The organism is Pilimelia terevasa, from assembly GCF_014647915.1.
Lineage (GTDB): Bacteria > Actinomycetota > Actinomycetes > Mycobacteriales > Micromonosporaceae > Pilimelia > Pilimelia terevasa.
The window spans coordinates 1-26,356 of the sequence record NZ_BMQC01000007.1; the positions used below are offsets into that span (position 1 = coordinate 1).

A 26,356-nucleotide genomic window follows, 5' to 3' on the forward strand; every position below is an offset into this window, starting at 1 on the left:
AAGCCCGTCAAACCTCCAACGACGACACCATCACCTGGTCACGCTGGCGCCGCCGACGACCATGGCAAGCCCGACAATGCCACTACCGGCGACGCGAGGCGATCCCATAACTGCCGTTGCAGTACTAACCCGTGGTCACAATTCGCAATGCGGCGCATGTGGTCGATGAAGAGCGTCTGGGACATGAATGTGGGCGACATCTTGCAGTACGACTACACGGGCGATCGTGACCCCAAGAACCACACCATGTTCGTCACCAAGAAGACGAAGAACGACATCTTCTTGACGTACCACACCAAGAATCGCAAGGACCGCTCACTGCGAGAAATGCTCAAGGAGAACAACCGTGGCTACGTCTGGTACGCGTACGGCTATCGCTAACCGCATCGCACGGCCAGCACTGGGCTTGGCTCTGCTGATGGTGGGAGCTGTCGGGTGCAGCAATGACAACGCGCTCGAAGACCCTGCGGCTCAACAGAAGCCAGTCAAGGCGTACGTTGACGCTGTGCAGGCCAAGGACGTTGACCGCGTATCCGAACAGGCTGAGCCGGGGGTTGATGGTCGAGCCTTCGCTCAGGCGAAGGTGACCGAGTTCGGTGGAAGGTTCACCTCCCACGTGAAGGTCGACGTGAAGCGAGGCGACGCCAACCTGGCCAACGCGACGATCACGGCAACCGACGGTCAGCAGCGGTTCGTAACGGACACGGTTGGACTCACCTACTCCTCATCGGAAAAGAAGTGGTTCGTGGCGATGAACACCGCTCCGCCGAGCAATGACGGCACCGGGCCTAGCCCAGCGGCGTCGGCGTTGCCAGCGAGAAACCCTCCACCTCGATAGAGACGCAATGACCGAACGACGGAGCTGGCCGCGGCGGGCGTGAATGACCCTGTCCGCGAAAGGCGGCGAGCATGTCGGCCCCGCCCGCCGAGTTGGCCGATCTGATCATCGAGGCGGCGAGATGGGCCAAGGAGCACGCTGGCCGACCGCTATCCGCTGGCCGGGACGTCGCGCAGCGGGCCGAGCCGCTCCGCGGGCATCGCACTTGCCGCCGCGCCGCCGGACGCCGCCGCGGGGGCGTCCGGCCACGCCTGGGCCGTCGCCGGCCCGACGCCCAGCGCCACAGCCGCGCGCAGGTCGGCGAGGGTGTCCACGTCGCGGCGCAGGCCGGGTGCGGACAGCCGTGCGGTGAGGTCCGCCGCGCCGGCCGCGCGGTGGCGCAGGCGGGACCGCGCGCCGAACGCCGGCCGCAGGCACCCCGGCGCCGTCGCCGCCAGCAGCGTGGTCCCGTGGCCGGCGGCGTCGGCGACGAGCGCCCACGGGTGGGCGGCCGCCAGCTCCAGCGCCGAGGCCAGCTCGGCCGCGCGCAGGGCCGGCAGGTCACCCACCAGTACGGCCACCGGACTGTCGGCCGACGCGGCGGCCGACGCGGCGGCGTTCAGCCCCGGCGCCGGCTCGGCGCGCACCGGCGCCCCCAGGCACCGCCAGTAGGGGTCGGCGGTCACCACCACCGGCCGGGCGACCGCGGCGACCGCGGCCAGGACGTCACGCAGCATCGCCTCGACGAGGGCGGCCCGCCGGGCCGGCGGCAGCGCCAGCCTGCTCTTGGCGGTCGCGCGGGGCTTCGCCGGTACCCACACCGTCCACGCCGTCACCGGCCCACCCTAGGGTGTCCGCGCCACCGCGGGTCGCGGGCGGCGGGCCGGCGTCCCGCGGGCGCGGGACCGGCAGCGCCTCGGTGATCGCCGCCTGGATCGCGCCGAGCACTTCCGTCGGCGTGCCGTCGGCCGGGACCACCCGGAACCCGGCCGCCTCGGGCAGCGCGCGGTAGGCGGCGTCGAGGGCGTGCAGGTACGCCAGTTCCTCGCTGTCGGTGCCGCGGGCGACGATCCGGGCGTGTGCCGCGGGCGGGCTGACGTGCAGGAAGCACACGAGGTCGGGCTGCGGGAACAGGGCGTAGGCCACCCGGGCGAGCCGGTGCCCGCGGTCGCCGCGCGCCCGCATCGCCGCGTACTGGCAGTACGTGTACCGGTCCATCACCGCGGTCCGGCCGGTTAGCCGGGCGTGCAGCAGCGACCGGGCGATGGCCAGCCCGCGCAGCGTCACCTCGGCGGCGACGAACCCCCGGCGGCCGAGCAGGTGGACGGCGTCGCGGCGGCCCAGGCGCCGGCCGAGCCGGCCGAGCGCGACCCGCCCGCCGGGGTTGCGGCAGTGCGCCGCGGGCACGCCCCGGTCGCTCAGCCAGCGGGAGAGCGCGGCGGCGTGGCTGGTCTTGCCCGCGCCGTCGATGCCCACGAGGGCGATGACGGGAGGGCGCCGGCGCGCGACCGGGGGGCGGTCCATGCGCCGACCATAGCCAGCGCGGACCACGGGCGGCACCTCCGCCCGGCCGGGACCGGTCCGCGGCCGGGCGGAGGTGCCGCGGGTCCGCCGGCCAATCCGGGCCACAGGCCAACCTGGTCGCCGGCCAATCCGGGCCACCGGTACCGGCGGCCGCCCGCCACGCGGCAGGATGGGGGGCGTGACGACAACCGAGCAGTACCGCGTGGAGCGGGACACGATGGGCGAGGTCCGGGTGCCGGCGGCGGCCCGCTGGCGCGCCCAGACCCAGCGGGCGGTGGAGAACTTCCCGGTCTCCGGCCGCGGGCTGGAGCCGGCGCACGTACACGCGCTGGCCCGGATCAAGGGCGCGGCCGCCCGGGTCAACGCCGACCTCGGCGTGCTGGAGGCCGACGTCGCCGCGGCGGTCGCCGCGGCCGCCGCCGAGGTGGCGGCCGGCCGGCACGACGACCAGTTCCCGGTCGACGTGTTCCAGACCGGTTCGGGCACCTCGTCGAACATGAACGCCAACGAGGTCATCGCCACCCTGGCCAGCGCGGCCCTGGGCCGGCCGGTGCACCCGAACGACCACGTCAACGCGTCCCAGTCCAGCAACGACGTCTTCCCGTCCTCGATCCACCTCGCCGCCGCCGCCGCGGTCGTCGGGGACCTGACGCCCGCCCTGGCCGGCCTCGCCGACGCGCTGACCGCCAAGGCCGCCGAGTTCGCGCAGGTGGTCAAGTCCGGCCGGACGCACCTCATGGACGCCACGCCGGTCACCCTCGGCCAGGAGTTCGGCGGGTACGCCGCGCAGGTGCGGTACGGCGTGGAGCGGCTCGACGCCGTCCTGCCCCGGCTGGCGGAGCTGCCGCTGGGCGGCACCGCCGTCGGCACCGGCGTGAACACCCCGCCCGGGTTCGCCGCCGCGGTCGTCGCCGCCCTGCGCGCCGAGACGGGGCTGCCGCTGACCGAGGCGCGCGACCACTTCGAGGCGCAGGGCGCCCGCGACGCGCTGGTCGAGACCTCCGGCCAGCTCCGCACGGTCGCCGTGGGGCTCTACAAGATCGTCAACGACATCCGGTGGATGGGCTCCGGCCCGCGCGCGGGCCTGCGCGAGCTGCGCCTGCCCGACCTCCAGCCCGGGTCGTCGATCATGCCCGGGAAGGTCAACCCGGTCGTCCCCGAGGCCGTCCGGCAGGTCTGCGCGCAGGTGATCGGCAACGACGCCGCCGTCGGGTTCGCCGGCACCCAGGGCGACTTCGAGCTGAACGTCATGCTCCCGGTCATGGCCCGCAACCTGCTGGAGTCCATTCGGCTGCTGGCCGCCGCCGCCCGGCTGCTCGCCGACCGCTGCGTGGCCGGCCTGGTCGCCGACGCGGACGTGTGCCGGGCCTACGCCGAGGGCTCGCCGTCGATCGTCACGCCGCTCAACCGGTACCTCGGCTACGACGAGGCCGCCGCCGTCGCCAAGGAGGCGCTGGCCAGCGGCCGGTCCATCCGCGCCGTGGTCGTCGACCGCGGCCACGTCGCCGCCGGCACCCTGACCGAGCGGCAGCTCGACGAGGCACTGGACGTCCTGCGCATGACCCGGCCGTGAACCGGATCCGCGCGGTCGTCTTCGACGCCGACGGCACCCTGCTGGACCTGCTCCCCGGCATCCGCGGCGCCGAGTCCGCGGTGGTCGCCCATGCCGCCGCCCTCGGCCTCGCCCTGTCCGCCGCCGACCTCGCCGCCGACGCCCGCGCCGAGTGGGCGGTCCGGCACGGGGAGCCGCCCTGGCAGATCCGCCGGCACGCGCTGCGCCGCTCGCTGGAGCGGGTCGGCCGGGCGGACCTGCTGGACGAGGTCACGGACGTGTACTTCGCGCACCGGCTGCGGCTGACCCGGCCGTACCCGGAGGTGCCGGGCGCGCTGGCGGCACTGCGGGAGCGGTACGTCCTGGGCTACGCCACCAACGGCAACAGCCGGGCGTACCGCTGCGGGCTGGCCGACCAGTTCGGCTTCGAGCTGTACGCGCACATCAACGGCCTCCCGCCGAAGCCGTCGCCGGCCTTCTTCGCGGCGGTCCTGGCCGCGGCCGGCGGGCCGGACCCGGCGAGCGTGCTGTACGTGGGGGACGAGTGGGCGTACGACATCGCCCCCGCCCGCGACGCCGGCCTGCGCACCGCCTGGCTGCGCCGCACCGCGCCCGCCTCCGTCGCCGACCCGGCGGCGCCGCCGGAGGCCGCGGCCGACCTGCTGCTCACCAGCCTGGCCGAACTGCCCGCGGCGCTCCGCGGCGGATAGTTACGATCATCACTGCGATGCGCGGCCGCCCCGCGCGCGACCAGCCGCCGAGGAGCGACCCGTGACCCGCAGCCCCACCGGCCAGGCCACTCCCGCCGACGGCGCGGGCCGGCGGTGATCGCGGCCTGCGGGCTCGGCGCGCTGATCGGGGTACTCCTGGGCCTGCTCGGCAGCGGCGGCTCGATCCTGGCCGTGCCGGCCCTGCTGTACGGCGCCGGTATGCCGCTGTCGGCCGCGATCCCCAGCTCGCTGGTGGTGGTCGGGGCGTCGGCGGCGACCGGACTGCTCCCGCGGCTGCGCAGCGGCCTGATCCAGTGGCGCATCGCGGGCGTGGTCGGCCTGGTCGGCGGGCTGGCGGCGTTCGGCGGCGCGGCGGTCAACCGGCTCCTGCCGCCGACCGCCGTCCTGGTCGGGTTCGCGGCCGTGATGGCCGCCGCGGGGGTGCGGATGCTGCGCGGCGGCGCCGCGTCCGGGGCCGCCGGCTGCTACCGGCCCGACGGGCGCGTGCGCTGGCGCTCCTGCGCACCGCGCTCGGCGGCGACCGGCGCCGGGGTGGGCTTTCTGACCGGCCTGTTCGGGGTGGGCGGCGGATTCCTCATCGTGCCGGCGCTGGTGCTGCTGCTGGGCCTGTCGATGGAGATGGCGGTGGCGACGTCGCTGGTGGTGATCGCCCTGAACTCGGCGGCCGGGTTCCTCGCCCACGCGCCGACCGGCGACCTGGACTACCCCGTGGTGGGCATGTTCACCGCCGCGGCCGTGGCCGGGTCGCTGGGCGCGGCCCGCTTCGGGCGCCGCCTGCCGGCCGATCGGCTGCGCCGCTGGTTCGCGTACCTGGTCCTGCTGGTCGCGGCGGCGGTCGCCACCCAGGCGCTTCTCTTCCCCCACCTCGCCGACCACTGACCCACCCGGGCCGGCCCCGGCGAATGTGGACGTGTGCCGGCCGGGCGGGGCGGGTTACCGGGTCGGGGTCAGCTCAGGGCGGCGGCGATCGCCGCGGCGGCGGCGCGGACCGCCTGCCCCGCCGCCCGCGGGTCCAGCGGACCGAGCGCGACCACGCCGACGCTCGCCTCCAGCGCCTCCACGCCCAGGACCGGGGCCGCGACCCCGTACGCCTCCGCCTGCAACTCGCCCGCGGAGGTGACCGGACCGGCGAGCCCCGCGCGGCCGGCGAGGATCGCCTGGCCGGCGGCGCCGCGGTCCAGCGGGTGCCGGGTGCCGCTGCGGTACGCCACGTGCATACTCGTCCAGCTCGGCTCGACGACCACCAGCGCCGTCGCCTCGGCGCCCTCGGCCACCGTCAGGTGCGCGGTCGCCCCGACCTCCTCGGCCAGGCGGCGCAGGGCCGGTCGCGCGGCGTCGGCGATCAGCGGGCGGGCGCGCCGGGCCAGGTGCAGGATCCCGACGCCCAGGCGCAGGCCGCCGTCGCGGTCGCGGCGCAGCAGGCCGTGGGCGGTCAAAGTGCCGATCAGGCGGTACACGACGGTCCGCCCGACGCCCAGCCGGGCGGCCGCCTCGGTCACGCTGAGGCCGGGCACCTCGCCGACCAGCGCCAACAGCCGCAGGCCGCGGTCCAGGGTCTGGGCGGTCTCCCCGCCGCCCCGCGCGCCCGCCCCGCTCATTCCGGCAGCGTATCGGCCGCGGGGCCGCGGCCGGCCGGGACCTCGAACGCGGGCGCGCGGGCGGGGTCGGCCGGAGAGCGGGACCTCCCGGGGGAGGGTCCGGGGCCGCGGAATCGGTACGCTGTGGGCGTGGCTATGCGGTTGTACGACACAGCGGTACGCGCGGTGCGGGATTTCGTCCCGCGTGTCCCGGGACAGGTGGGCATCTATCTGTGCGGATTGACCGTGCAGGCGGGTCCGCACATCGGGCACCTGCGGTCGGCGGTGAACTACGACGTGCTGCGGCGGTGGTTCCTGCACCGCGGGTACGCGGTCACCTTCGTCCGCAACATCACCGACATCGACGACAAGGTGCTGGCCAAGGCCACGGCCGCCGGCCGCCCGTACTGGTCGATCGCCTACGCCAACGAGATCCTGCTGGCCGCCGACTACCGCCGGCTCGGGGTGCTCCCGCCGACGTACGAGCCGCGGGCCACCGGGCACGTCCCCGAGATGCACGCCCTGATCGCCGAGCTGATCGCGGCCGGCCACGCGTACCCCGCCGCCGACGGCTCCGGGGACGTCTACTTCGACGTGCGCTCCTTCCCGGCGTACGGCGACCTGTCCGGCCAGCGGCCCGAGGACATGCGCGGGACGCCGGACGGCCCGGCCCGCGCCAAGCGCGACGCGCACGACTTCGCCCTGTGGAAGGGCGTCAAGCCGGACGAGCCGGGCGACGCCTACTGGACCAGCCCCTGGGGTCCGGGCCGGCCCGGCTGGCACATCGAGTGCTCGGCCATGGCCCGCCGGTACCTCGGCGCCGAGTTCGACATCCACGGCGGCGGGCTCGACCTGACCTTCCCGCACCACGAGAACGAGATCGCCCAGTCCCGGGCCGCGGGCCTGCCCTTCGCCCGGTACTGGGTGCACCACGCGCTGCTGAATCTCGGCGAGGCCAAGATGAGCAAGTCGCTGGGCAACGTGGTGGACCTGGAGTACGTGGCGTCCCTGGGCGTGCGGTCCGCCGAGCTGCGCTACTACCTGGCCGCCCCGCACTACCGGTCCCGGATCGACTACTCCGACGACGCGCTGCGCGAGGCGGCGGTGGCGTACCAGCGCCTGGAGAACTTCGTCCACCGGGCGGCCGAGCGCGTCGGCCCGGGCGCTCCCGGCGAGCTGCCGGCCGACTTCGTGGCCGCGATGGAGGACGACCTGAACACCTCGGCCGCGCTGGCGGTCGTGCACGAGTCGCTGCGCACCGGCAACAGCGCACTGGCCGCGGCCGACGACGCCACCCTGCGTGCGGCTCTGGCCGCGGTCCGTGGGATGCTCGACATTCTCGGCGTCGATCCGCTGGCCGCGCCCTGGCACGACGGGAGCACCGGCGGCGACCTCAGGGGCGTGGTCGACGCACTGGTCGCCCTGGCGCTGGAGCAGCGGGCGCAGGCCCGCAGCCGCAAGGACTGGGCCGCGGCCGACGCCGTGCGCGACCAGCTCAAGCAGGCCGGAGTGGTCGTCGAGGACACCGCGCACGGCCCCCGATGGACGGTAGGCGAGCAGTAATGCCGGGCAACTCCCAGCGACGCGCCAAGCGCACCACCAGCAAGAAGGGCGCCGTGGGCGGCTCCGGCGGCAAGAACAAGAGCGGCCTCAAGGCCCGCGGCCGGACGCTGCCGGCCGACGAGCGGCCGTGGCACAAGGGCTACTCCGGCACCGAGAAGCTGCCGATGAAGACGGCCTGGAAGCAGGACAAGGAGCGCCGCGCGGCGGAGGCCGAGGGGCGCGCACCGAAGATCGGCAAGCCCGGCACCAAGGACACCACCTGGGGCCGCGGCGGTGGCCGCGACCCGGACGCGCCGCGCGGCGGCGGCGGTCGCGGCGCCCGACCGGGCGCCCCGCGCGGCGGCCCGCGGGTCGCGCCGGGCCGGCGCTCCACCCCGCCGCGCGACGCCCCTGAGCTGATCGTCGGCCGCAACCCGGTCGTCGAGTCGCTGCGGGCGCACGTGCCCGCCACCGCGCTGTACCTGGCGCACGGCATCGAGATCGACGACCGGGTCAACGAGGCGGTCCGCACCGCCGCGGACAAGGGCATCGCGATCCTGGAGATCGGCCGCGGCGAACTGGACCGGATGACCGGCGGCGTCCTGCACCAGGGCATCGGCCTCCAGGTGCCGGCGTTCGCGTACCAGGCGTTCGACGACGTCCTGGCCGCCGCGGCGGAGCAGGCGGCGCCGCTGCTAGTGGCGCTCGACGGCGTCACCGACCCGCGCAACCTCGGTGCCGTCATCCGGTCCGCGGCGGCCTTCGGGGCGCACGGCGTGTTCCTGCCGGAGCGGCGGGCGGCGGGGATCACCGCGACCGCCTGGCGCACCTCGGCCGGCGCGGCGGCCCGGGTACCGGTGGCGCAGGTCACCAACCTGACCCGGGCGCTGAAGGCCTGCCAGCGCGAGGGCTGGACGGTCGTGGGCCTGGACGCCGACGGCGAGGTCAGCGTGTACGAGCTGGCCGTGTCCGTCGGGCCGACCGTGCTCGTGGTCGGGTCGGAGGGCCGCGGGCTGTCCCGCCTCGTGGGCGAGACCTGCGACCTGCTGGCCGGCATCCCGATGTCGTCCGAGGTGGAGTCGCTGAACGCGAGCGTGGCGGCGGCGGTGGCGCTCGCCGAGATCACCCGGCGGCGCGCGACCGGGTAGGCTGGCGGCCGCGCCCCTGTAGCTCAGTTGGCTAGAGCACCCGTCTTGTAAACGGGAGGTCGCCGGTTCGAGCCCGGCCGGGGGCTCCACCGCACAGCCCGCTGACCGGGTGATCGCAAAGCTATCTAAACCGGACAGGTGACCTGCCCGTCGCCGGCCGCGTCGTTGTCCCTGGCATCCGATGCCGGGAGGTCCGATGCAGCCAGATGTGCAGGAACAGCCGCTACCGACAGCGCCGCCGCACCCCTACCCCCGGCACGCGCGGCCGGGCGCGGGCCGGCTCGGCTGGCTGATCCCGCTGCTGGTGGCCGGGGCAGTCCTGGCTGTCCTGGCGGTCGCGGCGGTCACCGTGCTCGTGCTGGTCCTGCGTACGCAGTCGCCGCCCCCGCCCGTGCAGCTCACCGTCAGCGGGACGATGCTCGTGCGCAAGTCGTGCTTCGCCATCGAGGTGCTGGACAGCACGGGCTACGGGGACGTTCCCGGCTCGCAGGTGCGGATCACCGACGGCGCGGGCAACCTGCTCGGGATCGGCGACCTGCCCCGCTCGGGTACGCCCAGCGGGGGCGCCTGCGCCTACCCGTGGTCGGTCTCGGGCGTCGACCCCGGGCACGAGTTCTACTCCGTCGAGGTCGGCCGGCGCGGGAAGCTGAGCTACCCGCGCGCCGACCTCGACCGGCCGGTCAGCACCTCGCTGGGGAGCTGACCGGCCGGACCGGCCCCGCACCGCCGCCCGAGGCGGCGCGGGGCCGGTCCGCGTCCCCGGTTCAGGCCGCGGCGCCGTGGCCGTCCTCGTCGAACAGCTCCGGGTGCGCGGCGGTCAGCTCCTCCCAGATCACCGCGGGCAGCGGGGCGTGCCGGTCGCGGGCGTGCCACACCCCGAGCAGGTCCACCCGCATCCCCTCGGGCTCGCGCATCCGCGGCACCCGGGCCCGCCCGCGGGCCGGCGCGGGGTCGGCCAGGGGCGCCAGCGGTACCGGCCGCAGCAGCGTCTCCGCGGCCGCGGGGGCGCCGTCCCCGCCGCCGTGCCGGTCCGGGGCCGGGCGGTCACTGATCGCCAACGGGCGGCGTCTGGTCGTCGGTTCGCTCATGGCCACCTCCGGGTGCGCGTGCGGACGGGTCAGGACGGGCGTGGCGGCCACCGCGCAGGCGCCGCCGTGGTACGCCCGGGGCGCGGGCGCGCCGGGCAGGCTGTCGGGGAGCCGGTGGGCGCCGACCGGGCTGAGGAGGGCGTGGAGGATGTCCGGTGTGTGGTCGCCGGGCGCCGGGGCCGGGCGGTCCGTGCGCGCGAACTTCTTGTCCATGCTGGATCCATTCGAATCTACGTACCGGTGAACGCCGGGCCAGCTTCGCGCCAACGCGGCAGGAGAACTCGTCTATTTCGGTCAACGAGCCACTGTGGATCCTCGTTCCGCCCGGGCGGCCGGAACATAGAATCCGTCCATGTCCACAGACGACGTCCGGGACCGGGGGCTGCGGGCGCTGGCCGACCGGGTGACCGCCGGCCTGTGGGGCCCGCCGGGAGTCGGGCCGCGGCTGGTGGTCTGCGGCGACACGAAGCTGGCCCACGAGCTGATCCGGGAACTGCAGCGCGGCGACGCCCGGGTCACCGCGGTCGTACCGCGGCAGAAGGGTCCGCGCTCGGCGGACGTCCGCGGCATCCGCGGCATCCGGGTGGTGGCCGTCGACCGGCTGGACGCGGCGGCCCTGCGGCTGGCCGGCGTCGCCGAGGCGGAGGCGCTGGCGCTGACCGACTCCGACGACGTGGCCAACCTGCACGCCGCGTTCTGCGCCCGCGAGGTGAACCCGCGGGTCCGGCTGGCGATCAGGATGTTCCACTCCCAGCTCGCCGCCGGTACCCGCAAGCTGCTGGCCGACTGCGTGGTCCTGTCCGACGCCTCGATGGCGGCCCCGGCGTTCGTGGCGGCGGCGCTGGGCGCGGTGGTACCGGAGCACTTCCGCCTCTCCGGGCGCACGCTCACCGTGGCGCGCCGGGTCGACGTCCGGCCGGAGGACGTCGTCTGCGGCCTGGCCGGGCCTGGCCCGGACGGGCGCACCGCGTTGCTGCCCGCCGACGAGTCGCGGGCCGACCTGGTGCTGGCGGAGGCCGGCGGCGGGCGGCCCGGCGGCGCGGAGCGGGAGGTGCGCCGGCTGGCCCGGATCGGCCGCTGGCGGCGGCCGTTCGCCGACGCCTGGTGGACGGCGCGCGGGGTGCTGCGCCGCGGGACGACGGTCGCGCTGCTGACCTGCGTGCTGGCGGTCGCGGTGGCGAGCTGGGTGCTGGCCCGCGCCCAGCCGGGACCGCACGACTTCCTGCCGTCGCTGTACCTGGCCCTGCTGACCACGGCCGGCAACGCCGAGATCGACCCGGCGGCGACGGGCGCGACGAAGGCGGCGCAGGTGGTGCTGGCGCTGGCGGGGCTGGCGTTCGTCCCGCTGCTCACCGCGGCGATCGTGGACACGCTGGTGACCGTCCGGCTGGCCCGCGAGTCGCGCCGCCTGCGGCACCCGTGGCAGGACCACGTCGTCGTCGTCGGGCTCGGCCACGTGGGCATCCGGGTGATCCGCCAGCTCCACGACCTCGGGGTGGAGCTGGTCGCGGTGGAGAAGGACCCGACAGCGCACGGTGTCGAGGTGGCCCGGCAGCTCGGCATTCCGGTGATCATCGGTGACGCGTCGCAGGAGGAGGTACAGCGCTCGGGGCGGGTCGCCGAGTCCCGGGCGCTGGTCGTGCTGTCCACCGACGACGTCGCCAACCTGGAGACCGCCCTGGTGGCCCGCGCCGCGCGGGCCGACCTGCGCGTGGTGCTGCGGCTGTACGACGGGGACTTCGCGACCCGGGTGCAGCGCACCTTCCAGATCGGCATCTCGCGCAGCGTGTCGATGGTGTCGGCGCCGATGTTCGCGGCGAAGCTGCTGGAGCGGGAGGTGTTCGCCACGATCCCGGTCGAGCGGCACGTGCTCCAGGTCGCATCGGTGACCGTCGAGCCGGGCGCGGCCCTGGCCGGGGCGGGCGTCGCGGCGGCGGCGCGGCCCGGCGCCGTACGGGTGCTGGCGGTCGCCCGCGGCACCGAGCGGTGGTGGAACCCCGACCCGGGCCTGCGGCTGCAGGTCGGCGACCGGGTGGTGGCGGTCTGCCGGCGGGCGGGGCTCGCCGAGCTGGCCGGCCGGGCGCAGGCGCCGCCCCCGCTGCCCGAACTGCACGTCGAGCGGCGCGGGGGAGCCTGACGGAGGGCCCGCGGCCGGCCGCACTGTGGCACCCTGCCGGGATGACCGACGAGCCCGCACCGCCGGCGGACGAGCCTGCCCCGCCGGCCGGCGAGCCCGCCCCGCCCGCGGGCGCCCGTCGCCGATTCCGGCGGCGCACCGTGATCCTGGCCGTGCTCGCCCTGGCCGCGGCGGGGCTGTACGCCGGCAACAGCTCCCGGCTGGCCGGCCCCGGCACCGGGCGGCCGTTCCTGCTGGCGCACCGCGGCCTCGCGCAGACGTTCGACCTGGCCGGCGTCACCGACGACACGTGCACGGCCGGGCGGATCCACCCGCCGCGGCACGCGTACCTGGAGAACACGCTGGCCGGGATGCGGGCGGCGTTCGACGCGGGCGCCGACGCGGTCGAGTTCGACGTCCAGCGCACCGCCGACGACCGGCTGGCCGTGTTCCACGACGCCACGCTCCAGTGCCGCACCGACGGGCGCGGGAAGGTCCGCGACCACCCGCTGGCCGCGCTGCGCCGGCTGGACCTGGGCTACGGGTACACCGCCGACGGCGGCGCGACGTTCCCGCTGCGCGGCCGGGGCGTGGGGCTGCTGCCCACCGTGGAGGAGGTCGTCGCCGCGTTCCCCGGCCGGGAGCTGCTGCTGCACGTCAAGGGCGCCGACCCGGCCGAGGGCGAGGCGGTGGCCCGGTACCTGGCCACCCTGCCCGCCGACCGGCTGGCCACGATCACGGTGTACGGCGGCGACGCGGCCGTGGACGCGGTCGCCGCCCGCCTTCCCGGGCTCCGGGTCACCTCGAAAAGAATCATGGTCGCCTGCCTGGGCCGGTACCTGGGGACGGGGTGGAGCGGGTACGTCCCGGACGCCTGCCGGCACCGGCAGCTCCACCTGCCGCACGTGTACGGCCGGTGGCTGTGGGGGTGGCCGCACCGGTTCGCCGCCCGGATGCACGCCGTGGACACCCGCGTGGTGATGGTGGCCGGCTCCGGTGGCTTCTCCGCCGGTTTCGACCGGCCGGCGGACCTCGCCGGCCGGCCCGCGGGCTACACCGGCGGCGTCTGGACAAACCAGGTGGACGTCGTGGCCCCCCTGCTGCGCCGCTGACACCCCGACTGGTGGTCGGCGGCTACGGTGGCCGCATGGCGGAGGAGACGCGCGCAGGGGACAGGCCGCGCGGCGGCTGGGCGGTCGACGGGGCGCTCGTCGCGGTCCTGTGCGGCGGTACCGCGCTGCTGGCCACCGGCCACCTGGTCCCGGTCGACCTGGCCGTCCGCGGGTGGGTGTCGGCCCACCAGGTCGACCCGGCGTGGTGGGCGGCGCGGATCCTGAACTTCCTCGGCCAGGGCGGCCCGCTCACCGTGCTCGCGCTGGCCCTGGCGGGCTGGCTGGCGTGGCGCCGGGGGTCGGTCCGGCCCGTGCTGCCGGTGGCGTTCGTGTACCTGGCGCTGGTCCTCACCGTGGGGCCGGTGAAGGTGTGGACGCGGCGGCCGTTCCCCCGCGAGGACCAGGTGGCGGACCCGGCGGCCTTCTTCAGCGACGCGCAGCACCGCCTCGCCTACCCGTCCGGGCACACCGCCAACGCGGTCGCCTGGATCGGCGTACTGGTGCTGCTGGGACTTGCCCTGCGGCGGGCGTACGGCGCGGCGGCTCCACCGGCCGGGGCCGTCCGGGCGCTGCGGGTCGGGGCGCCGCTGGTCGTGCTGGTGACCACCGTGTACCTCGGCCACCACTGGCTGAGCGACTCGGTGGCAGGGGTGCTGATCGGGGTGCTGGTCGACCGGCAGCGGCGGCGGATCCCGTGGGACGCCCTGCCGCTGCCCGGCGTCCCGGCCCGCTGGCGCGGCCCCGGCCTGGCGGAAGCCGCCCGTGCGCCGGCCCCGGCGCCGACCCCGCTGGGCGGCCGCGCCTGACCGCCCACCCGCCGCGCGCGGCCCGACCTGGCCCGCGGCGGTCGCCCGGGGGCGGGTCGGCCGAACGGGCGGGGCTGCCGGGAAATGAGCGCCACGCGCGCCGACGTTTGCCAGGCGCCGATTTCGCGCACTAGGGTGCGCGCATCAACCGTGTTTCGCGCAGCAACAGGGCGCGAAACTACTCGGCGGTACGGGCAGGGGAGGCACGTGGACCGGTACGCGCGGTGGAACGCGCTCCTGGAACTGCTCGCCGAGTCCGGCCGGACGACGGTCGAGCAGGCGGCGGAGCGGCTCGCCGTGTCGCAGGCCACGATCCGGCGCGACTTCGACCAGCTCGCCCAGCAGCAGATGATCACCCGTACCCGCGGCGGCGCCGTCGCCAACGGCGTCTCCTACGACCTGCCGCTGCGGTACAAGACGGCCAAGCACTCGGCCGAGAAGCAGCGCATCGGCGCGGCCGCGGCGGCGCTGGTCGCCCCCGGGATGGTCGTCGGCCTCAACGGCGGTACCACCACCACCGAGGTCGCCCGCGCCCTCGCCGCCCGCGCCGACCTGGCCAGCGGCGCCGAGCACACGCCGCTGACGGTCGTCACCAACGCGCTCAACATCGCCAACGAACTGCTCGTCCGCAGCCGGATGAAGATCGTGGTGACCGGCGGCGTGGTCCGGCCGCAGTCCTTCGAGCTGGTCGGCCCGCTCGGCGGCGGGATCCTGCGGGAGGTCACCCTCGACCTCGCGCTGCTCGGCGTCGACGCCCTCGACGTGCGCCTCGGCGCGGCCGCCCACCACGAGGGCGAGGCGGCGATGAACAGCCTGATGGTGCAGCGCGCCCGCCGCGTCGTGATCATCGCGGACTCGTCCAAGCTGGGCGGACACGCCTTCGCCCGGATCTGCCCGGTCGACCGGATCGAGACCCTGGTGACCGACTGGGGCGCCCCGGAGTCCGTGGTGGCCACGTTCCGTGAGGCCGGTGTGACGGTGGTCCAGGCCTGAGTGACCCGCGCGTCCGGTGCACCCACGAGACGGGCGTCGATGGGTAGGGTGGCCAGGATGAGGCGGAGCGGGGTCGCATGACGGCCGTGGTGGAGATCGACGGGCTGCTCAAGACCTACCGGCGGCGAGGCCGGCGGCACCGCGCGCTCGCCGGCTTCACCATGACCGTCGAGCAGGGACAGGTGCACGGCTTCCTCGGCCCCAACGGCTCGGGCAAGACCACGACACTGCGCGCGCTGCTGGGCCTCATCCAGGCCGACGGCGGCGCGATGCGGATGTTCGGCCGGCTGGTCCCGGGCGCGCTGCCCGACGTGGTCGGCCGCGTCGGCGCGGTCGTCGAGAACCCGCGGTTCTTCCCCGGCTTCACCGGCCGGGACACCCTGCGCCTGCTCGCCGACGCGGGCGGCGTGCCGCCCGGCCGGGTGGACGCGAAGCTGGAGCTGGTGGGCCTCGCCGACCGCGCGCGCGACCGGGTGCGCACGTACTCGCTCGGGATGCGGCAGCGGCTCGCCGTCGCCTCCGCGCTGCTCAAGGACCCGGAGCTGGTGATCCTCGACGAGCCGGCCAACGGGCTGGACCCGGCCGGGATCCGGGAGATGCGCCAGCTCATGCGGGACCTGGCCGACGGCGGTACGACGGTCCTGTTCTCCAGCCACCTCCTCGCCGAGGTCCAGCAGGTCTGCGACGCCGTCACGATCATCGCCGGTGGCCGGCGGGTCGCCGCGGGGCCGGTGGAGGACGTGCTCGCCTCGCACACCGAGGACGCGGTGCGGGTGCGGCTGGCGGCCGGCGAGCTGGCCCCGGCGGCGCAGGTGCTCGTCCGGGCGGGGGCCACGGTCCGGCAGGAGGGCGGCCACCTGCTGGTCGGCAACGTGCAGCGCCCGGCCTGGGTCACGTACGTCCTGGCCGAGCACGGGCTGTTCCTGGAGGAGCTGGTACCGGCGAAGGTGGACCTGGAGAGCGTCTTCCTGGCGCTGACCGGGGCCGGCCCCGACGGCCCGCCCGCGCGCGCGGCGGGCGGCCCCGCCGACCGCCGCGCCGGTGAGCCCGAACCCGGCAGCGGCGACCGCGACGGGGACGCCGCGGACCGGGCGCGCGCGGAGGTGGACGCGTGAGACTCCTGCGCGCGGAGGTGCGCCGGTTCGCCAAGCGCCGGCTGATCCGCTGGACGGTCGGCGTCTTCGTCCTGCTCCTGGGCCTGGTCCTGGCCGGCGCCAGCTACCAGAGCCGCCCGGTCACCGCCGCCGCGCTGGCGACGGCGCAGGCGCGGGCCGGTACGCAGCTCGCGGAGGCCCGGGCCGCACACGCCGAGCGGGTCGCGCCGTGCGTCGACGCCGTCCGGCAGGGCCGGCCGCCGCCGCCGGAGTTCACCGCCGACTGCGACGCGGCCGCCGCGCCGTCGCCGGACTGGTACCCGGTCGCGGAGTTCCTGCCGTACCAGCTCAGCTTCCGCGACGAGGTCGACGGGTACCTGCTGCTCTACGGCGCGCTGCTGGCCCTCGTCGCGCTCCTGGTGGGCGCGTCCTTCATCGGCGCCGAGTGGAGCTCCGGGGCGCTGGCGAACCTGCTGGTGTGGCGCCCGCAGCGGGGCCGGGTCCTGCTGACCAAGCTCGTGGTCGCCGTCGGCGCGATCCTGGCACTGGGTACCGCGACCGCCGCGCTCTGGCTCGGCGGGGTCTACGCGGTTGCCCGGTTCGACGGCACGGTGCAGGGCACGACGGCGGGCCTGCTCCAGTCGGCCGGGCTCGGGGCCGTCCGGGCGGTGGGGCTCGCCGCGCTGGTCGGCGCGTTCGCGTTCGCCCTGGCCTCGATCGGGCGGCACACGGCGGCGGCGTTCGGCGCCGTGATCGGCCTGGCCCTGGTCTCCGAGGTGGGAATGGCGTTCGCCGGTTCGGTGCTGCGGCTGCGGTACCCCGGGGCCTTCCAGCTCTCCACCTACGGCCAGGCGTGGGTGACCAGGAGCGTCACCCTGGACCCGGTCGTCTGCGCCATGGGCGCGACGTGCCGGGCCGACGCCCGCGACATCACGTGGCTGCACGCCCTGGGTGTGTTCGGCGCGGGCACGGTGCTCGCGCTGCTGGTGGCGTTCGTGGTCCTGCGGCGGCGGGCGATCACGTGACCGCGACGGGGGAGGGTACGACCGGCGCGCGGGCCCCGGCACCGCAGCCGCGCGCCGGGGCCGGCGCGGACAGCGGGCTGTTCCCCGCCCCGTCCCCGCCGCCGGCCGCCGGGGACGAGGACGGCACGGGCGACGGCGCCGCGCGCCTGGCGGACGGCGCGCCCGCCGGGGAGCTGACGCCCCGGGAGCGGGAGATCCTGGACTTCGAGCGGCGGTGGTGGCGCAGTCCCGGAGCCAAGGAGCAGGCGATCCACGACGCGTTCGGGCTGTCGGCGACGCGGTACTACCAGGTGCTGCGCGGCCTGCTCGACCGGCCGGCCGCGCTCGCCCACGACCCGGTGCTGGTCGGCCGCCTGCGCCGGCTGCGCGGCCGGCGCGGTCGGGGGACCGCCGTACCGGTGACACGCGAGCGCTGATGCCCCGCTACGGGCGCTTCATGCCTGATTGTGGGGTAACAACCCCCGAACGGTCCGGCTTAACGGGCCCGAACCGCTGAGCCCTCGTTGCACTCGGTGAGGGTGAATTTGCCGTGCGTTGAGGAATGCCCTCCAAAAAGTCTTGACGCACCGTTTCTCTCCGGCGCACCATTTCAGTGCGGGGGGATGCACCGCCGTTAAGACCAAGAGCCGCAAGACTCACCAGTCCTCGCGTACCCAGCACCGACGTGCGTCGAGCCGAAGGTGCTGAGCGGGCATCCCTCCGACCAACGTGCGCGGCACGGTCCCTCCTCTCGCGCGGCCGCCGAAATCCGGTCGCGCGAACCGTGTGCCCGGACGCACCCTGGGGTCATGCCTCTGGAGATCACCCCGGCCGCGCCGGCCGACGACGCGCTGTACGCGCTGTACGAGCTGGACGAGGCCGTCGACCGCGGCGCCGACCTGCCCCTGTTCACCCGCCCCGCGCACCTCGCCTACCACCGCCACCCCCCGCCCGCGCAGGAGGTCCGGTACGGCCTGGCCCGCCTCGACGGCGAGCTGGTCGGCTACACGACGCTGCTGTTCCCGCAGCGCGACAACCTGCGCACCGTCGAGGTCGGCACCGTGGCCGTGCACCCCGAACACCGCCGCCGCGGCATCGGCCGGGCGCTGGCGGACTTCGCCGTCGCCGAGGCCCGCCGCCGCGGGCGGAGCACCCTGATCGGCGCGTCGGCGCGCGCGCTGCCCGGCGGCCCGGCGCGCGACCCGGCCGGCGGCGCCTTCGCCCGGGCGCTCGGCGCCACCTGCGCGCAGACCGAGGTCCGCCGCCGGCTCGACCTGACCGCGGCCCCGGACGCCGCGCCTGCGGCCGCCGCGACCCGGGCCACCACGGCCCCGGACAGCACGGCCCCGGACGGCCTGGCCCCGGACGGCGCCATCGCGGACGGCGCCGCCCCGGACGGCGCCCGCGGCGGGGCGCGGGCGGGCAGCGCCGGCTACTCGCTGGTCCGCTGGGCGCTGCGGGCGCCGGCGGACTGCGTCGACGACGTCGCCTACCTGGACGGCCGGCTGCTCGTGGACGCCCCGCTGGGCGACCTCGCCTGGGAGCCGCAGCGCCTGGACGCCGCCCGGGTGCGCGCGAACGAGCACCGGCTCGCGGCCGCCCTGCGCCGCCCGTACAACGTCGCCGCCCGGCACGACGCCACCGGCCGGCTGGTGGCCTGGACGCAGATCCTGTGCGCGGACAACGCCGACGGGCACGCCTGGCAGCAGATCACCATCGTCGACCCGGCCCACCGCGGCCACGGGCTGGGTCTGCTGGTCAAGGTGGCCAACCTGCGGTACGCGCGGGCACACGAGCCGGGCCTGCGGGTGGTGGACACGTTCAACGCGGCCGAGAACGGACACATGATCGCCATCAACGAGCGGATGGGCTACCGCCCGCTGGACGCCTGGGAGAACTGGCAGCGGACACTCGACTGACCGCGCCCGGCGGCGGGTGCGGCATGATGGCGACATGACGCAACCGCCTGCCCCGGCCGCCGACTTCAGCACGGCGCACGCCGACACCCTCCAGCGCGCTCTGACCGCGATCACCGAGCGGTCGTACTGGTCCCAGTACCCGGAATCGCCGAGCCCGCGGGTCTACGGCGAGAGCGCCGCCGCCGACGGCCAGGCCGCCTACGAGGCGCTGCGCGGCGCGCGGTTCGCCCTCGACGGGCAGCCCGCCGACGGGACCTGGGTCGCCACCGAGCGCAGCCCGTTCGGCGTGGACCTGGGGGTGGAGTACCCGCACGCGGGCGCCGACGCCCTCGTCGCCGCCGCCCGCGCGGGCATGACCGCCTGGCGCGACGCCGGCCCGCGCGCCCGGGTGGGCGTCTGCCTGGAGATCCTCGACCGGATCCACCGGCACGTGTTCACGCTGGCCAACGCGGTGCAGTTCACCACCGGCCAGGCGTTCGTGATGGCCTTCCAGGCCGGCGGCGCGCACGCGCTGGACCGGGCGCTGGAGGCCGTCGCCTACTCCTACGCGGAGATGACGCGGCACGCCGCGACCGCCGACTGGGACAAGCCGGCGGGCAAGGGCGCGACGCTGTCCATGACCAAGACCTTCCACGTCGTACCGCGGGGCGTCGCGCTCGTCGTCGGCTGCCGCACCTTCCCGACCTGGAACTCCTACCCGGGCCTGTTCGCCTCGCTCGCCACGGGCAACCCGGTGCTGGTCAAGCCGCACCCGGGCGCGGTGCTGCCGCTGGCGCTGACGGTCCGGTACGCCCGGGAGGTCCTCGCCGAGGCCGGCTTCGACCCGAACCTGGTCCAGCTCGCCGCCGAGGCGCCGGGGGAGGGCCTGGCCACGACGCTGGCCACCCGGCCCGAGGTGCGGATCGTGGACTTCACCGGCTCGTCCGAGTACGGCGACTGGCTGGAGGAGCACGCCCGCCAGGCGGCGGTCTACACGGAGAAGGCCGGCCTCAACACCGTCGTCGTGGACTCGACCGACGACTTCGCCGGGATGTGCCGCAACATCGCGTTCTCGCTGACCCTGTACTCCGGGCAGATGTGCACCACCTCCCAGAACCTGCTGATCCCCGCCGCCGGCATCGAGACCGAGGCCGGGCACAGGTCGTTCGACGAGGTGGCCGGGGGCATCGCCGGTGCCGTGGCCAAGCTGACCGCCGACGACGCCCGCGCGGTCGAGCTGACCGGCGCCATCGGCGACGAGCGGGTGCTGGACCGGATCGACGCCGCCCGCAAGGTCGGCGCGGTGGTGCTGGACTCGCGCACCCTGACCCACCCGGCGTACCCCGACGCGGTGGTCCGCTCGCCGCTGCTGGTCCGGCTCGGCGCCGGGGACGCCGAGGTGTACGGCAGCGAGTGGTTCGGCCCGATCACCTTCCTCGTGGCGGTGGACTCCACCGACGCGGCGATCGACGTCTTCCGCCGGACCGTCGGCGAGCGGGGCGGCTTGACGGCCGGGGTGTACAGCACCTCCGAGGCGGTGCTGGCGGCGGTCGAGGAGGCGGCGCTGGAGGTGGGCGTGCACCTGTCGGCGAACCTGACCGGCGGGGTGTTCGTCAACCAGTCGGCGGCGTTCAGCGACTTCCACGGCAGCGGCGCGAACCCGGCCGCCAACGCCGCGCTGACCGACGGCGCGTACGTCGCCAGCCGGTTCCGCATCGTCCAGTCCCGCCGCCACCGCTGACCCGCGCCCGGCGACGCCCGGCGCGGTGGGGCGGGGGTGCCGCGGGTGCGGGGCGCCCCCCGCTCAGCGTGCCGGGACCGGGCGGCGCAGCCGCAGCTCGGTCTCGCCGGGCTTCGTGGGGTGGGGGAGCAGCTCCAGCGGGGTGAAGCCCAGCCGCCGGTACGCCCGCAGTGCCCGGTCGTTACCAGTGATCACTTCGAGTTGGAGCAGGGTGGCGCCGCGGCCGCCCGCCCAGTCCTCGACCGCCCGCATCAGGGCCGCGAGCACGCCCGTGCCCCGGTGCGCGGGCGTGACGTAGACGCCGTACACCCCGACGGTGTCCGCGGGCGCGTCGACGAAGCCCGCCGTGGCGATGCCGGCGAACGGGCCCCCGGCGGCGTCCGCGGCGCGGGCCACGAACTGCGCGACGCGGTCGCCCCCGGCCCGCTCGGCGAGCGCCGCCGCGAGGTCGGCCCGGGGCCGGGCCGCGAAGTCGGCGGCGGTCTCCAGGTAGGCGTCGGGGCTGTCGGTCAGCATCTCCAGCCGGATCGCCCGGGTGCCCTCCAGGTCCGCCGGGGTGACCCGGCGCACGTCGAATGCGGACCCGGTGCGCGGCGGCGCGCCGCCGCCGGTGCCTGCGCTCATCCCGGCATCGTGCCACCCGCGGCACGCACCCGCCGCGGGACCCGGCGGGCGGGACTCATGCGAGACCAACGGGACCCGGCGCGGCCGGCGGGACTCATGCGAGACCCGGTGGGGACCCGGCGAGACCGGCGGGACCCGGCGAAACTCAGCGGCGGACCAGCGCGGCGCCGACGGTCCGACACAGCTCCTGGCCGTGCGCGAGGCCGAGGTGGCGCGGGTAGCGGGTCAGGACGCCGAGTACCCAGTCCGGCGCGACGGCCAGGCAGGTGACCTGCCAGACGCCCTCGTCCTCGGCGAGCAGCCAGCCGTTGGCGATGCCGACGCCCGTCGCGGCGCCCGCGGGCAGGGCCGCCCGGATGCCGAAGTCGCCCAGTCCGCGCACGCCGCGCATCTGCGCGAGAACCCACCCGGTCCAGCGCGGGCCGGCCGCCCGGCCGTCCGCCACGCACAGGCCGATGCGGGCGGCGTCGCGGGCGGAGGTGACGGTCGCCCGCCAGCGGCCGGCCGCCGGCCAGGTCTCGGTGAGGCCGCAGGCGGCGATCATCCGGCGCAGCGACGCGTCCCGCCCCAGGGTCGCGTACAGCTCGTCGGCCGGCGCCTCGGTGGCGGCGGTGGCGTCGCGCAGCATCGTGCCGAGGCGCGCCAGGCGCGCCGCCCCGGGTTCGCGCGCGCGGGCGAACTCCCGGCGCAGGAAGTCCGCCGCCAGCCAGAGCCGGACCAGGGGCGGGGTGACCCGGGTGCTGGCCTGCCGGGGTGAGGTGGTGAGCCGCCCGCTGTGCCGGTCGATGTACGTCCACGTGGTACTCCCCGGGCCGTCCGCCCCGACCGGGGGCGGGGCGGGTGTCGCGTCGGTCCCGCCCGCCGGGGTCGGGGCTACGACGATCCGGGGCACTCGTTCGTCGTCACCCACCACGGCGTAGACGGTGGCGCTGAGTCCGATCACGACCAGCAGCGCGCCGGCGGCGTAGAGGACCTGGCGCAGGTGGGCAGGGGTCTCAAGAGGACGCCGGTGGGCCGGTGAGTGCAGAAGCGGGGACACGGGGGCCTAACGAGCACGCGTCGAATACGGCCACGGTGTCCGCTTTGGGGCTGTGCGGGCCTGAGTTGCTCGTGTAGCGTGCGTGGTCTGCCGCCGCCGCGTCGCGGAGGGGCGACAGGGAGTGATGTGACAGTGGAGTGAACCGGGCGGTTCCGGGGTACGAACCGCACAAGCAGCGACTGTGTTCGATGCGGCCGGCAGCGTCGGTCCTATGTGGACGCAGGGTGGAATGGGTAGTTTCGATGCGGGGCAGTGTCGGGGCGGGTGTACGCGTCGCGCCGGCACGCGGCGGGCGCTCAGGCGAACGGGCGGCCCCGGCGGGCGGCGGCGCCCGTTGGGTGGTACCGCGGCCCGGCACCATCACAGTGAGGAAGTGCACCGTGGCACAGGGCACCGTTAAGTGGTTCAACAGCGAAAAGGGCTACGGCTTCATCGCGGTCGACGGCGGCCAGGACGTCTTCGTCCACTTCTCGGCGATCGAGATGGACGGCTACAAGGCGCTGGACGACGGTCAGCGGGTGGAGTTCGAGATCGCCCAGGGACAGAAGGGCCCGCAGGCCGAGAAGGTGCGGCTCCTCGCCTGAGCCGGTGCCTGCCGCGCCAGGTGCGCCGGGACGGACGTGCGACGGGGACGTCGGTGGGCCGCCGCCGACGTCGTCCCACCCCGCGCCGCGGTCCGCAGGCGCCGGGGCGTGAAACCGGGCGGGTGCCGGTGCCGCGTTACCCCTTGCGGCGGCGCGGCTCTTGTTAGATGGGGCCATGACGACACCGCCGCCAGACCCCGGCCCGCCGCCGTCCGAGCCGCCGGCCGACCGGCCGCAGCCGGTCCCGCCCCCGCACCCGGGGCACCCGCCGAACGGCTCCGCCGACCCGGCCTCCGCCGCCCCGGGCGCGGACGCGCCGCCCGGCACTGCCGGACCATCTGCGGACTCCCCCGGCCACCCCGGCGCGGTGCCGGCCCCCGGCCAGCCGCCCGCCGGTTATCCCGTTCCGGGGTTCGGGGCCCACGGCTACCCGCCAGCGGGCTACTCCGGCCCGGGCGTCCACGGGTACGGCGACCCGGCCTCCGGCGCGCCGGTCGGCTACTGGCCCGCCGGCCCCGGGGACGCACTGGTGAATCCGCCCCACGCCGGCTTCGGCGGCTGGTGGGCGCGCGTGGTCGCCGTGTGGCGCGGCACCCTCGGCCGGCTGCTCGCCATCGCCGCGCTGACCCAGCTCCTGCCGCTGGCGGTGTTCGGCGGGATCGGCGTGGTGCTGGTGCTGCCGCGCCTCGACGCGCTGCCGGTCCGCGGCGACTCGGTGGCCGCCGACCCGACCGAGGTACTGACCGCGTTCCTGCCGCTGCTGGGCCTGGGGGTCGTGGCCGGCATCGGCTTCCTGCTGGCCGGCGCGGTCGCCACCGGCGCCACCATGCGGCTCGTCGTCGGCTACGCGGCGGGGCAGCAGTGGGGGGTCGGCGACGCCGTGCGGTACGGCGTGCGGCGGATGTGGGGCGTGCTCGGCTGGACGGTCGTCGTCGGTCTGGTGAACCTCGGTTTCGCGCTGCTCTGCCTGGTGCCGGTCCTCTACTCCGCGTTCGCCACGAGCCTGGTGATGATGGCGTACCTGTGCGAGCGGCACAGCCCCGTCGGGCGGTCCTGGAAGCTGACCCACGCGCGGTTCGGGGACGTCCTGGGGCGCGTGGTCGTGGTGGTCGCCGTACTCGTGGCCGCCAGCGCGGTCGTGGGCATCATCGGCACGGTGCTGTCCCTGCCCTTCTCGTGGACGCCGGGCGACCGCCCCGACGCCGTCGCGGTCCTCGGCCAGGCCGGGGTGTACTTCGTGCAGCAGGTGCTCGCCCTTCCGGCGGGGACGTTCGCCGCGGTGGCCATCGCCGCGGTGTACGCCGAGGCCCGCGCCGCCGAGGCGCCCGTCTCGGCGGCCTCGCTCGCCGCCGAGATGGACCGCTGAGGGCGCCCCGCCGGGACCGTGAGCCGCCCCACGTGTGGCCCGTACGGGTTCCCACCCGCTTGCACTCGACCAGGGAGAGTGCTAAACAAGGTACTGGCACTCAATGCTGTCGAGTGCCAGTTCTGAAGACCGTACAGTTCTGAAGACCGCACTACTCATGGTCGGGACGGTGGGGCCACCGCCAGGCGTTCCACGCCTCGCGGCGGCCGGTCGTCGCGGGCTATCCGGCCCGGCCGACGGCCCGTCGCCTGTACGGCGACGCGGTCGAAGGTGAGCGGAGCGTCGCCCACATCCGGGCGGCGCGGTCCGCAGTGTCGTTGATGTCCAGGAGGACAACGCCAGATGGCCAAGATCATTGCGTTCGACGAGGAGGCCCGCCGCGGCCTCGAGCGGGGTATGAACCAGCTCGCCGACGCCGTCAAGGTGACGCTCGGCCCGAAGGGCCGCAACGTCGTGCTGGAGAAGAAGTGGGGCGCCCCCACGATCACCAACGACGGTGTGAGCATCGCCAAGGAGATCGAGCTGGAGGACCCCTACGAGAAGATCGGCGCCGAGCTGGTCAAGGAGGTCGCCAAGAAGACCGACGACGTCGCCGGTGACGGCACGACGACGGCGACCGTCCTGGCCCAGGCGCTGGTCCGCGAGGGCCTGCGCAACGTCGCGGCCGGCGCGAACCCGATGGCCCTGAAGCGGGGCATCGAGGCCGCCGTCGCCAACGTCGCCGAGGAGCTGGCCAAGCTCGCCAAGGACGTGGAGACCAAGGAGCAGATCGCCTCCACCGCCTCCATCTCCGCCGGTGACTCCACCGTCGGCGAGATCATCGCCGAGGCGATGGACAAGGTCGGCAAGGAAGGCGTCATCACCGTCGAGGAGAGCAACACCTTCGGGCTGGAGCTGGAGCTCACCGAGGGTATGCGCTTCGACAAGGGCTACGTCTCGGCGTACATGATGACCGACGCCGAGCGCATGGAGGCCGACCTGGAGGACCCCTACATCCTCATCGTCGACTCCAAGATCTCCTCGGTGAAGGACCTGCTCCCGATCCTGGAGAAGGTCATGCAGGGCGGCAAGCCGCTGCTGATCATCGCCGAGGACGTCGAGGGCGAGGCCCTGGCGACCCTGGTCGTCAACAAGATGCGCGGCACCTTCAAGTCCGTCGCCGTCAAGGCCCCGGGCTTCGGCGACCGCCGCAAGGCGATGCTGAACGACATGGCCATCCTGACCGGCGGCCAGGTCATCAGCGAGACCGTCGGCCTCAAGCTGGAGAACGTCGGCCTGGACATGCTGGGCCGCGCCCGCAAGGTCGTCATCACCAAGGACGAGACCACCATCGTCGACGGTGCCGGCGACGCCGAGCAGATCCAGGGCCGGGTCAACCAGATCCGCGCCGAGATCGACAACAGCGACTCGGACTACGACCGCGAGAAGCTCCAGGAGCGCCTCGCCAAGCTGGCCGGCGGCGTCGCCGTCATCAAGGTCGGCGCGGCCACCGAGGTCGAGCTGAAGGAGCGCAAGCACCGCATCGAGGACGCCGTGCGCAACGCGAAGGCGGCCGTCGAGGAGGGCATCGTGCCCGGCGGCGGCGTCGCGCTGGTGCAGGCCGGCAAGACCGCGTTCGACAAGCTGGACCTGGTCGGCGACGAGGCCACCGGCGTCAACATCGTCAAGGTGTCGCTCGACGCCCCGCTGCGGCAGATCGCCGTCAACGCGGGCCTTGAGGGCGGCGTGGTCGTCGAGAAGGTGCGCAACCTCCAGGCCGGCCACGGCCTGAACGCCGCCAACGGCGAGTACGTCGACATGCTGGCCGCGGGCATCATCGACCCGGCCAAGGTCACCCGCTCGGCGCTGCAGAACGCCGCGTCGATCGCCGCGCTGTTCCTCACCACCGAGGTGGTCGTGGCGGACAAGCCGGAGAAGACCCCGGCGCCGGCCGCCCCGGGCGGCGACGGCGGCATGGACTTCTGATCCGCCGCTGAAACACCACGCCCCTCAGGGCGACG

The 26,356-nt window shown here is 75.5% G+C and carries 26 protein-coding genes and 1 tRNA gene; 21 read left to right on the plus strand and 6 right to left on the minus strand.

Features of this window, described 5'->3' with window-relative positions:
• Both IEY75_RS20870 and IEY75_RS11170 read left to right on the plus strand, forming a co-directional pair.
• The coding region (locus IEY75_RS20870) for an amidase domain-containing protein (protein ID WP_229789564.1) at nt 1-381 on the plus strand (381 nt) is incomplete at its 5' end.
• A gap of 25 nt (nt 382-406) precedes the next feature.
• Complete coding sequence (locus IEY75_RS11170) at nt 407-838, plus strand: hypothetical protein (RefSeq protein ID WP_189114227.1); 432 nt, start codon at nt 407-409, stop codon at nt 836-838.
• Between the two features lie 149 nt (nt 839-987).
• Here IEY75_RS11170 and cofC read toward each other — a convergent pair whose 3' ends face one another.
• Together cofC and IEY75_RS11180 are read right to left on the minus strand one after the other, a co-directional pair.
• Entirely contained in the window at nt 988-1,653 is a 666-nt protein-coding gene (gene cofC / locus IEY75_RS11175; RefSeq protein ID WP_189114228.1) for a 2-phospho-L-lactate guanylyltransferase, read from the minus strand.
• Complete coding sequence (locus IEY75_RS11180) at nt 1,544-2,341, minus strand: dTMP kinase (RefSeq protein WP_189114229.1); 798 nt, start codon at nt 2,339-2,341, stop codon at nt 1,544-1,546. Before IEY75_RS11180 ends, cofC begins: the two co-directional genes overlap by 110 nt.
• Nucleotides 2,342-2,510: 169 nt before the next feature.
• On the opposite strand from IEY75_RS11180, the gene IEY75_RS11185 reads away from it, so the two are divergent.
• The 3 genes from IEY75_RS11185 to IEY75_RS11195 all read left to right on the plus strand — a co-directional run bounded on the left by IEY75_RS11185 (nt 2,511) and on the right by IEY75_RS11195 (nt 5,503).
• Nucleotides 2,511-3,914, plus strand: a complete 1,404-nt coding sequence (locus IEY75_RS11185; RefSeq protein WP_189114230.1) for a class II fumarate hydratase — start codon at nt 2,511-2,513, stop codon at nt 3,912-3,914.
• Complete coding sequence (locus tag IEY75_RS11190; protein ID WP_189114231.1) at nt 3,911-4,603, plus strand: HAD family hydrolase; 693 nt, start codon at nt 3,911-3,913, stop codon at nt 4,601-4,603. Before IEY75_RS11185 ends, IEY75_RS11190 begins: the two co-directional genes overlap by 4 nt.
• 114 nt (nt 4,604-4,717) lie before the next feature.
• Complete coding sequence (locus tag IEY75_RS11195; protein ID WP_189114232.1) at nt 4,718-5,503, plus strand: sulfite exporter TauE/SafE family protein; 786 nt, start codon at nt 4,718-4,720, stop codon at nt 5,501-5,503.
• A gap of 68 nt (nt 5,504-5,571) precedes the next feature.
• On the opposite strand, the gene IEY75_RS11200 is transcribed toward IEY75_RS11195, so the two are convergent.
• Nucleotides 5,572-6,222 carry an IclR family transcriptional regulator gene (locus IEY75_RS11200; protein ID WP_189114233.1) on the minus strand — a complete coding sequence of 217 codons (651 nt, stop codon included), beginning with the start codon at nt 6,220-6,222 and terminating at the stop codon, nt 5,572-5,574.
• Between the two features lie 129 nt (nt 6,223-6,351).
• On the opposite strand from IEY75_RS11200, the gene cysS reads away from it, so the two are divergent.
• The 4 genes from cysS to IEY75_RS11220 all read left to right on the plus strand — a co-directional run bounded on the left by cysS (nt 6,352) and on the right by IEY75_RS11220 (nt 9,594).
• On the plus strand, nt 6,352-7,764 hold the full coding sequence (cysS, locus tag IEY75_RS11205; RefSeq protein ID WP_189114234.1) for a cysteine--tRNA ligase: 1,413 nt from the start codon (nt 6,352-6,354) through the stop codon (nt 7,762-7,764).
• A complete protein-coding gene (gene rlmB / locus IEY75_RS11210; RefSeq protein ID WP_189114235.1) occupies nt 7,764-8,891 on the plus strand; it encodes a 23S rRNA (guanosine(2251)-2'-O)-methyltransferase RlmB in 1,128 nt (375 codons plus the stop codon). Before cysS ends, rlmB begins: the two co-directional genes overlap by 1 nt.
• 12 nt (nt 8,892-8,903) lie before the next feature.
• Nucleotides 8,904-8,980: transfer RNA gene (locus IEY75_RS11215), tRNA-Thr, on the plus strand.
• A gap of 107 nt (nt 8,981-9,087) precedes the next feature.
• A complete protein-coding gene (locus tag IEY75_RS11220) occupies nt 9,088-9,594 on the plus strand; it encodes a hypothetical protein (protein ID WP_189114236.1) in 507 nt (168 codons plus the stop codon).
• Nucleotides 9,595-9,655: 61 nt separating this feature from the next.
• Here the strand turns inward: IEY75_RS11220 and IEY75_RS11225 are convergent, their stop codons facing one another.
• On the minus strand, nt 9,656-10,192 hold the full coding sequence (locus IEY75_RS11225; RefSeq protein WP_189114237.1) for a hypothetical protein: 537 nt from the start codon (nt 10,190-10,192) through the stop codon (nt 9,656-9,658).
• Nucleotides 10,193-10,331: 139 nt separating this feature from the next.
• On the opposite strand from IEY75_RS11225, the gene IEY75_RS11230 reads away from it, so the two are divergent.
• From IEY75_RS11230 to paaN, 9 genes are all read left to right on the plus strand, one after another.
• Nucleotides 10,332-12,116 (plus strand): NAD-binding protein, encoded by a 1,785-nt coding sequence (locus tag IEY75_RS11230; RefSeq protein WP_189114238.1) that lies wholly within the window; start codon nt 10,332-10,334, stop codon nt 12,114-12,116.
• 41 nt (nt 12,117-12,157) lie between these two features.
• Nucleotides 12,158-13,207 carry a glycerophosphodiester phosphodiesterase family protein gene (locus IEY75_RS11235; RefSeq protein ID WP_189114239.1) on the plus strand — a complete coding sequence of 350 codons (1,050 nt, stop codon included), beginning with the start codon at nt 12,158-12,160 and terminating at the stop codon, nt 13,205-13,207.
• Between the two features lie 35 nt (nt 13,208-13,242).
• Nucleotides 13,243-14,013, plus strand: a complete 771-nt coding sequence (locus IEY75_RS11240) for a phosphatase PAP2 family protein (RefSeq protein WP_189114240.1) — start codon at nt 13,243-13,245, stop codon at nt 14,011-14,013.
• A 207-nt stretch (nt 14,014-14,220) separates the two neighbouring features.
• Nucleotides 14,221-15,006, plus strand: a complete 786-nt coding sequence (locus IEY75_RS11245; protein WP_189114241.1) for a DeoR/GlpR family DNA-binding transcription regulator — start codon at nt 14,221-14,223, stop codon at nt 15,004-15,006.
• 77 nt (nt 15,007-15,083) lie between these two features.
• Nucleotides 15,084-16,121 carry an ABC transporter ATP-binding protein gene (locus IEY75_RS11250; protein ID WP_189114242.1) on the plus strand — a complete coding sequence of 346 codons (1,038 nt, stop codon included), beginning with the start codon at nt 15,084-15,086 and terminating at the stop codon, nt 16,119-16,121.
• The gene (locus tag IEY75_RS11255; protein WP_189114243.1) at nt 16,118-17,125 is read left to right on the plus strand and encodes an ABC transporter permease subunit; all 1,008 of its coding nucleotides are present in this window, start codon (nt 16,118-16,120) and stop codon (nt 17,123-17,125) included. The genes IEY75_RS11250 and IEY75_RS11255 overlap by 4 nt, the downstream gene beginning before the upstream one ends.
• A complete protein-coding gene (locus tag IEY75_RS11260) occupies nt 17,122-17,541 on the plus strand; it encodes a DUF3263 domain-containing protein (RefSeq protein WP_189114244.1) in 420 nt (139 codons plus the stop codon). The genes IEY75_RS11255 and IEY75_RS11260 overlap by 4 nt, the downstream gene beginning before the upstream one ends.
• A 372-nt stretch (nt 17,542-17,913) precedes the next feature.
• A complete protein-coding gene (locus tag IEY75_RS11265) occupies nt 17,914-19,023 on the plus strand; it encodes a GNAT family N-acetyltransferase (protein ID WP_189114245.1) in 1,110 nt (369 codons plus the stop codon).
• 34 nt (nt 19,024-19,057) lie between these two features.
• Nucleotides 19,058-20,743 carry a phenylacetic acid degradation protein PaaN gene (paaN, locus tag IEY75_RS11270; RefSeq protein WP_189114246.1) on the plus strand — a complete coding sequence of 562 codons (1,686 nt, stop codon included), beginning with the start codon at nt 19,058-19,060 and terminating at the stop codon, nt 20,741-20,743.
• 63 nt (nt 20,744-20,806) lie between these two features.
• Here the strand turns inward: paaN and IEY75_RS11275 are convergent, their stop codons facing one another.
• Both IEY75_RS11275 and IEY75_RS11280 read right to left on the minus strand, forming a co-directional pair.
• The gene (locus IEY75_RS11275; protein ID WP_189114247.1) at nt 20,807-21,367 is read right to left on the minus strand and encodes a GNAT family N-acetyltransferase; all 561 of its coding nucleotides are present in this window, start codon (nt 21,365-21,367) and stop codon (nt 20,807-20,809) included.
• 145 nt (nt 21,368-21,512) lie between these two features.
• Complete coding sequence (locus IEY75_RS11280) at nt 21,513-22,406, minus strand: hypothetical protein (RefSeq protein WP_189114248.1); 894 nt, start codon at nt 22,404-22,406, stop codon at nt 21,513-21,515.
• A 380-nt stretch (nt 22,407-22,786) separates the two neighbouring features.
• Here IEY75_RS11280 and IEY75_RS11285 point away from each other — a divergent pair, with 380 nt between their 5' ends.
• The 3 genes from IEY75_RS11285 (at nt 22,787) to groL (ending at nt 26,321) form a co-directional block, all read left to right on the plus strand.
• On the plus strand, nt 22,787-22,990 hold the full coding sequence (locus IEY75_RS11285) for a cold-shock protein (RefSeq protein ID WP_121157415.1): 204 nt from the start codon (nt 22,787-22,789) through the stop codon (nt 22,988-22,990).
• A 175-nt stretch (nt 22,991-23,165) separates the two neighbouring features.
• Nucleotides 23,166-24,356 carry a hypothetical protein gene (locus IEY75_RS11290; protein ID WP_189114249.1) on the plus strand — a complete coding sequence of 397 codons (1,191 nt, stop codon included), beginning with the start codon at nt 23,166-23,168 and terminating at the stop codon, nt 24,354-24,356.
• 342 nt (nt 24,357-24,698) lie between these two features.
• Nucleotides 24,699-26,321, plus strand: a complete 1,623-nt coding sequence (gene groL, locus IEY75_RS11295) for a chaperonin GroEL (protein WP_189114250.1) — start codon at nt 24,699-24,701, stop codon at nt 26,319-26,321.
• Nucleotides 26,322-26,356: the final 35 nt, after the last annotated feature.

What these genes read in the sequence shown, in the direction of transcription:
- groL (WP_189114250.1), top strand. Translation starts at nt 24,699, where the DNA reads ATGGCCAAGATCATTGCGTTCGACGAGGAGGCCCGCCGCGGCCTCGAG.
- IEY75_RS11240 (WP_189114240.1), top strand. Translation starts at nt 13,243, where the DNA reads ATGGCGGAGGAGACGCGCGCAGGGGACAGGCCGCGCGGCGGCTGGGCG.
- IEY75_RS11235 (WP_189114239.1), top strand. Translation starts at nt 12,158, where the DNA reads ATGACCGACGAGCCCGCACCGCCGGCGGACGAGCCTGCCCCGCCGGCC.
- IEY75_RS11200 (WP_189114233.1), bottom strand. Translation starts at nt 6,222, where the DNA reads ATGAGCGGGGCGGGCGCGCGGGGCGGCGGGGAGACCGCCCAGACCCTG.
- rlmB (WP_189114235.1), top strand. Translation starts at nt 7,764, where the DNA reads ATGCCGGGCAACTCCCAGCGACGCGCCAAGCGCACCACCAGCAAGAAG.
- IEY75_RS11265 (WP_189114245.1), top strand. Translation starts at nt 17,914, where the DNA reads ATGCCTCTGGAGATCACCCCGGCCGCGCCGGCCGACGACGCGCTGTAC.
- IEY75_RS11250 (WP_189114242.1), top strand. Translation starts at nt 15,084, where the DNA reads ATGACGGCCGTGGTGGAGATCGACGGGCTGCTCAAGACCTACCGGCGG.
- IEY75_RS11230 (WP_189114238.1), top strand. Translation starts at nt 10,332, where the DNA reads ATGTCCACAGACGACGTCCGGGACCGGGGGCTGCGGGCGCTGGCCGAC.
- paaN (WP_189114246.1), top strand. Translation starts at nt 19,058, where the DNA reads ATGACGCAACCGCCTGCCCCGGCCGCCGACTTCAGCACGGCGCACGCC.
- IEY75_RS11225 (WP_189114237.1), bottom strand. Translation starts at nt 10,192, where the DNA reads ATGGACAAGAAGTTCGCGCGCACGGACCGCCCGGCCCCGGCGCCCGGC.
- IEY75_RS11290 (WP_189114249.1), top strand. Translation starts at nt 23,166, where the DNA reads ATGACGACACCGCCGCCAGACCCCGGCCCGCCGCCGTCCGAGCCGCCG.
- IEY75_RS11275 (WP_189114247.1), bottom strand. Translation starts at nt 21,367, where the DNA reads ATGAGCGCAGGCACCGGCGGCGGCGCGCCGCCGCGCACCGGGTCCGCA.
- IEY75_RS11220 (WP_189114236.1), top strand. Translation starts at nt 9,088, where the DNA reads ATGCAGCCAGATGTGCAGGAACAGCCGCTACCGACAGCGCCGCCGCAC.
- IEY75_RS11185 (WP_189114230.1), top strand. Translation starts at nt 2,511, where the DNA reads ATGGGGGGCGTGACGACAACCGAGCAGTACCGCGTGGAGCGGGACACG.
- IEY75_RS11180 (WP_189114229.1), bottom strand. Translation starts at nt 2,341, where the DNA reads ATGGACCGCCCCCCGGTCGCGCGCCGGCGCCCTCCCGTCATCGCCCTC.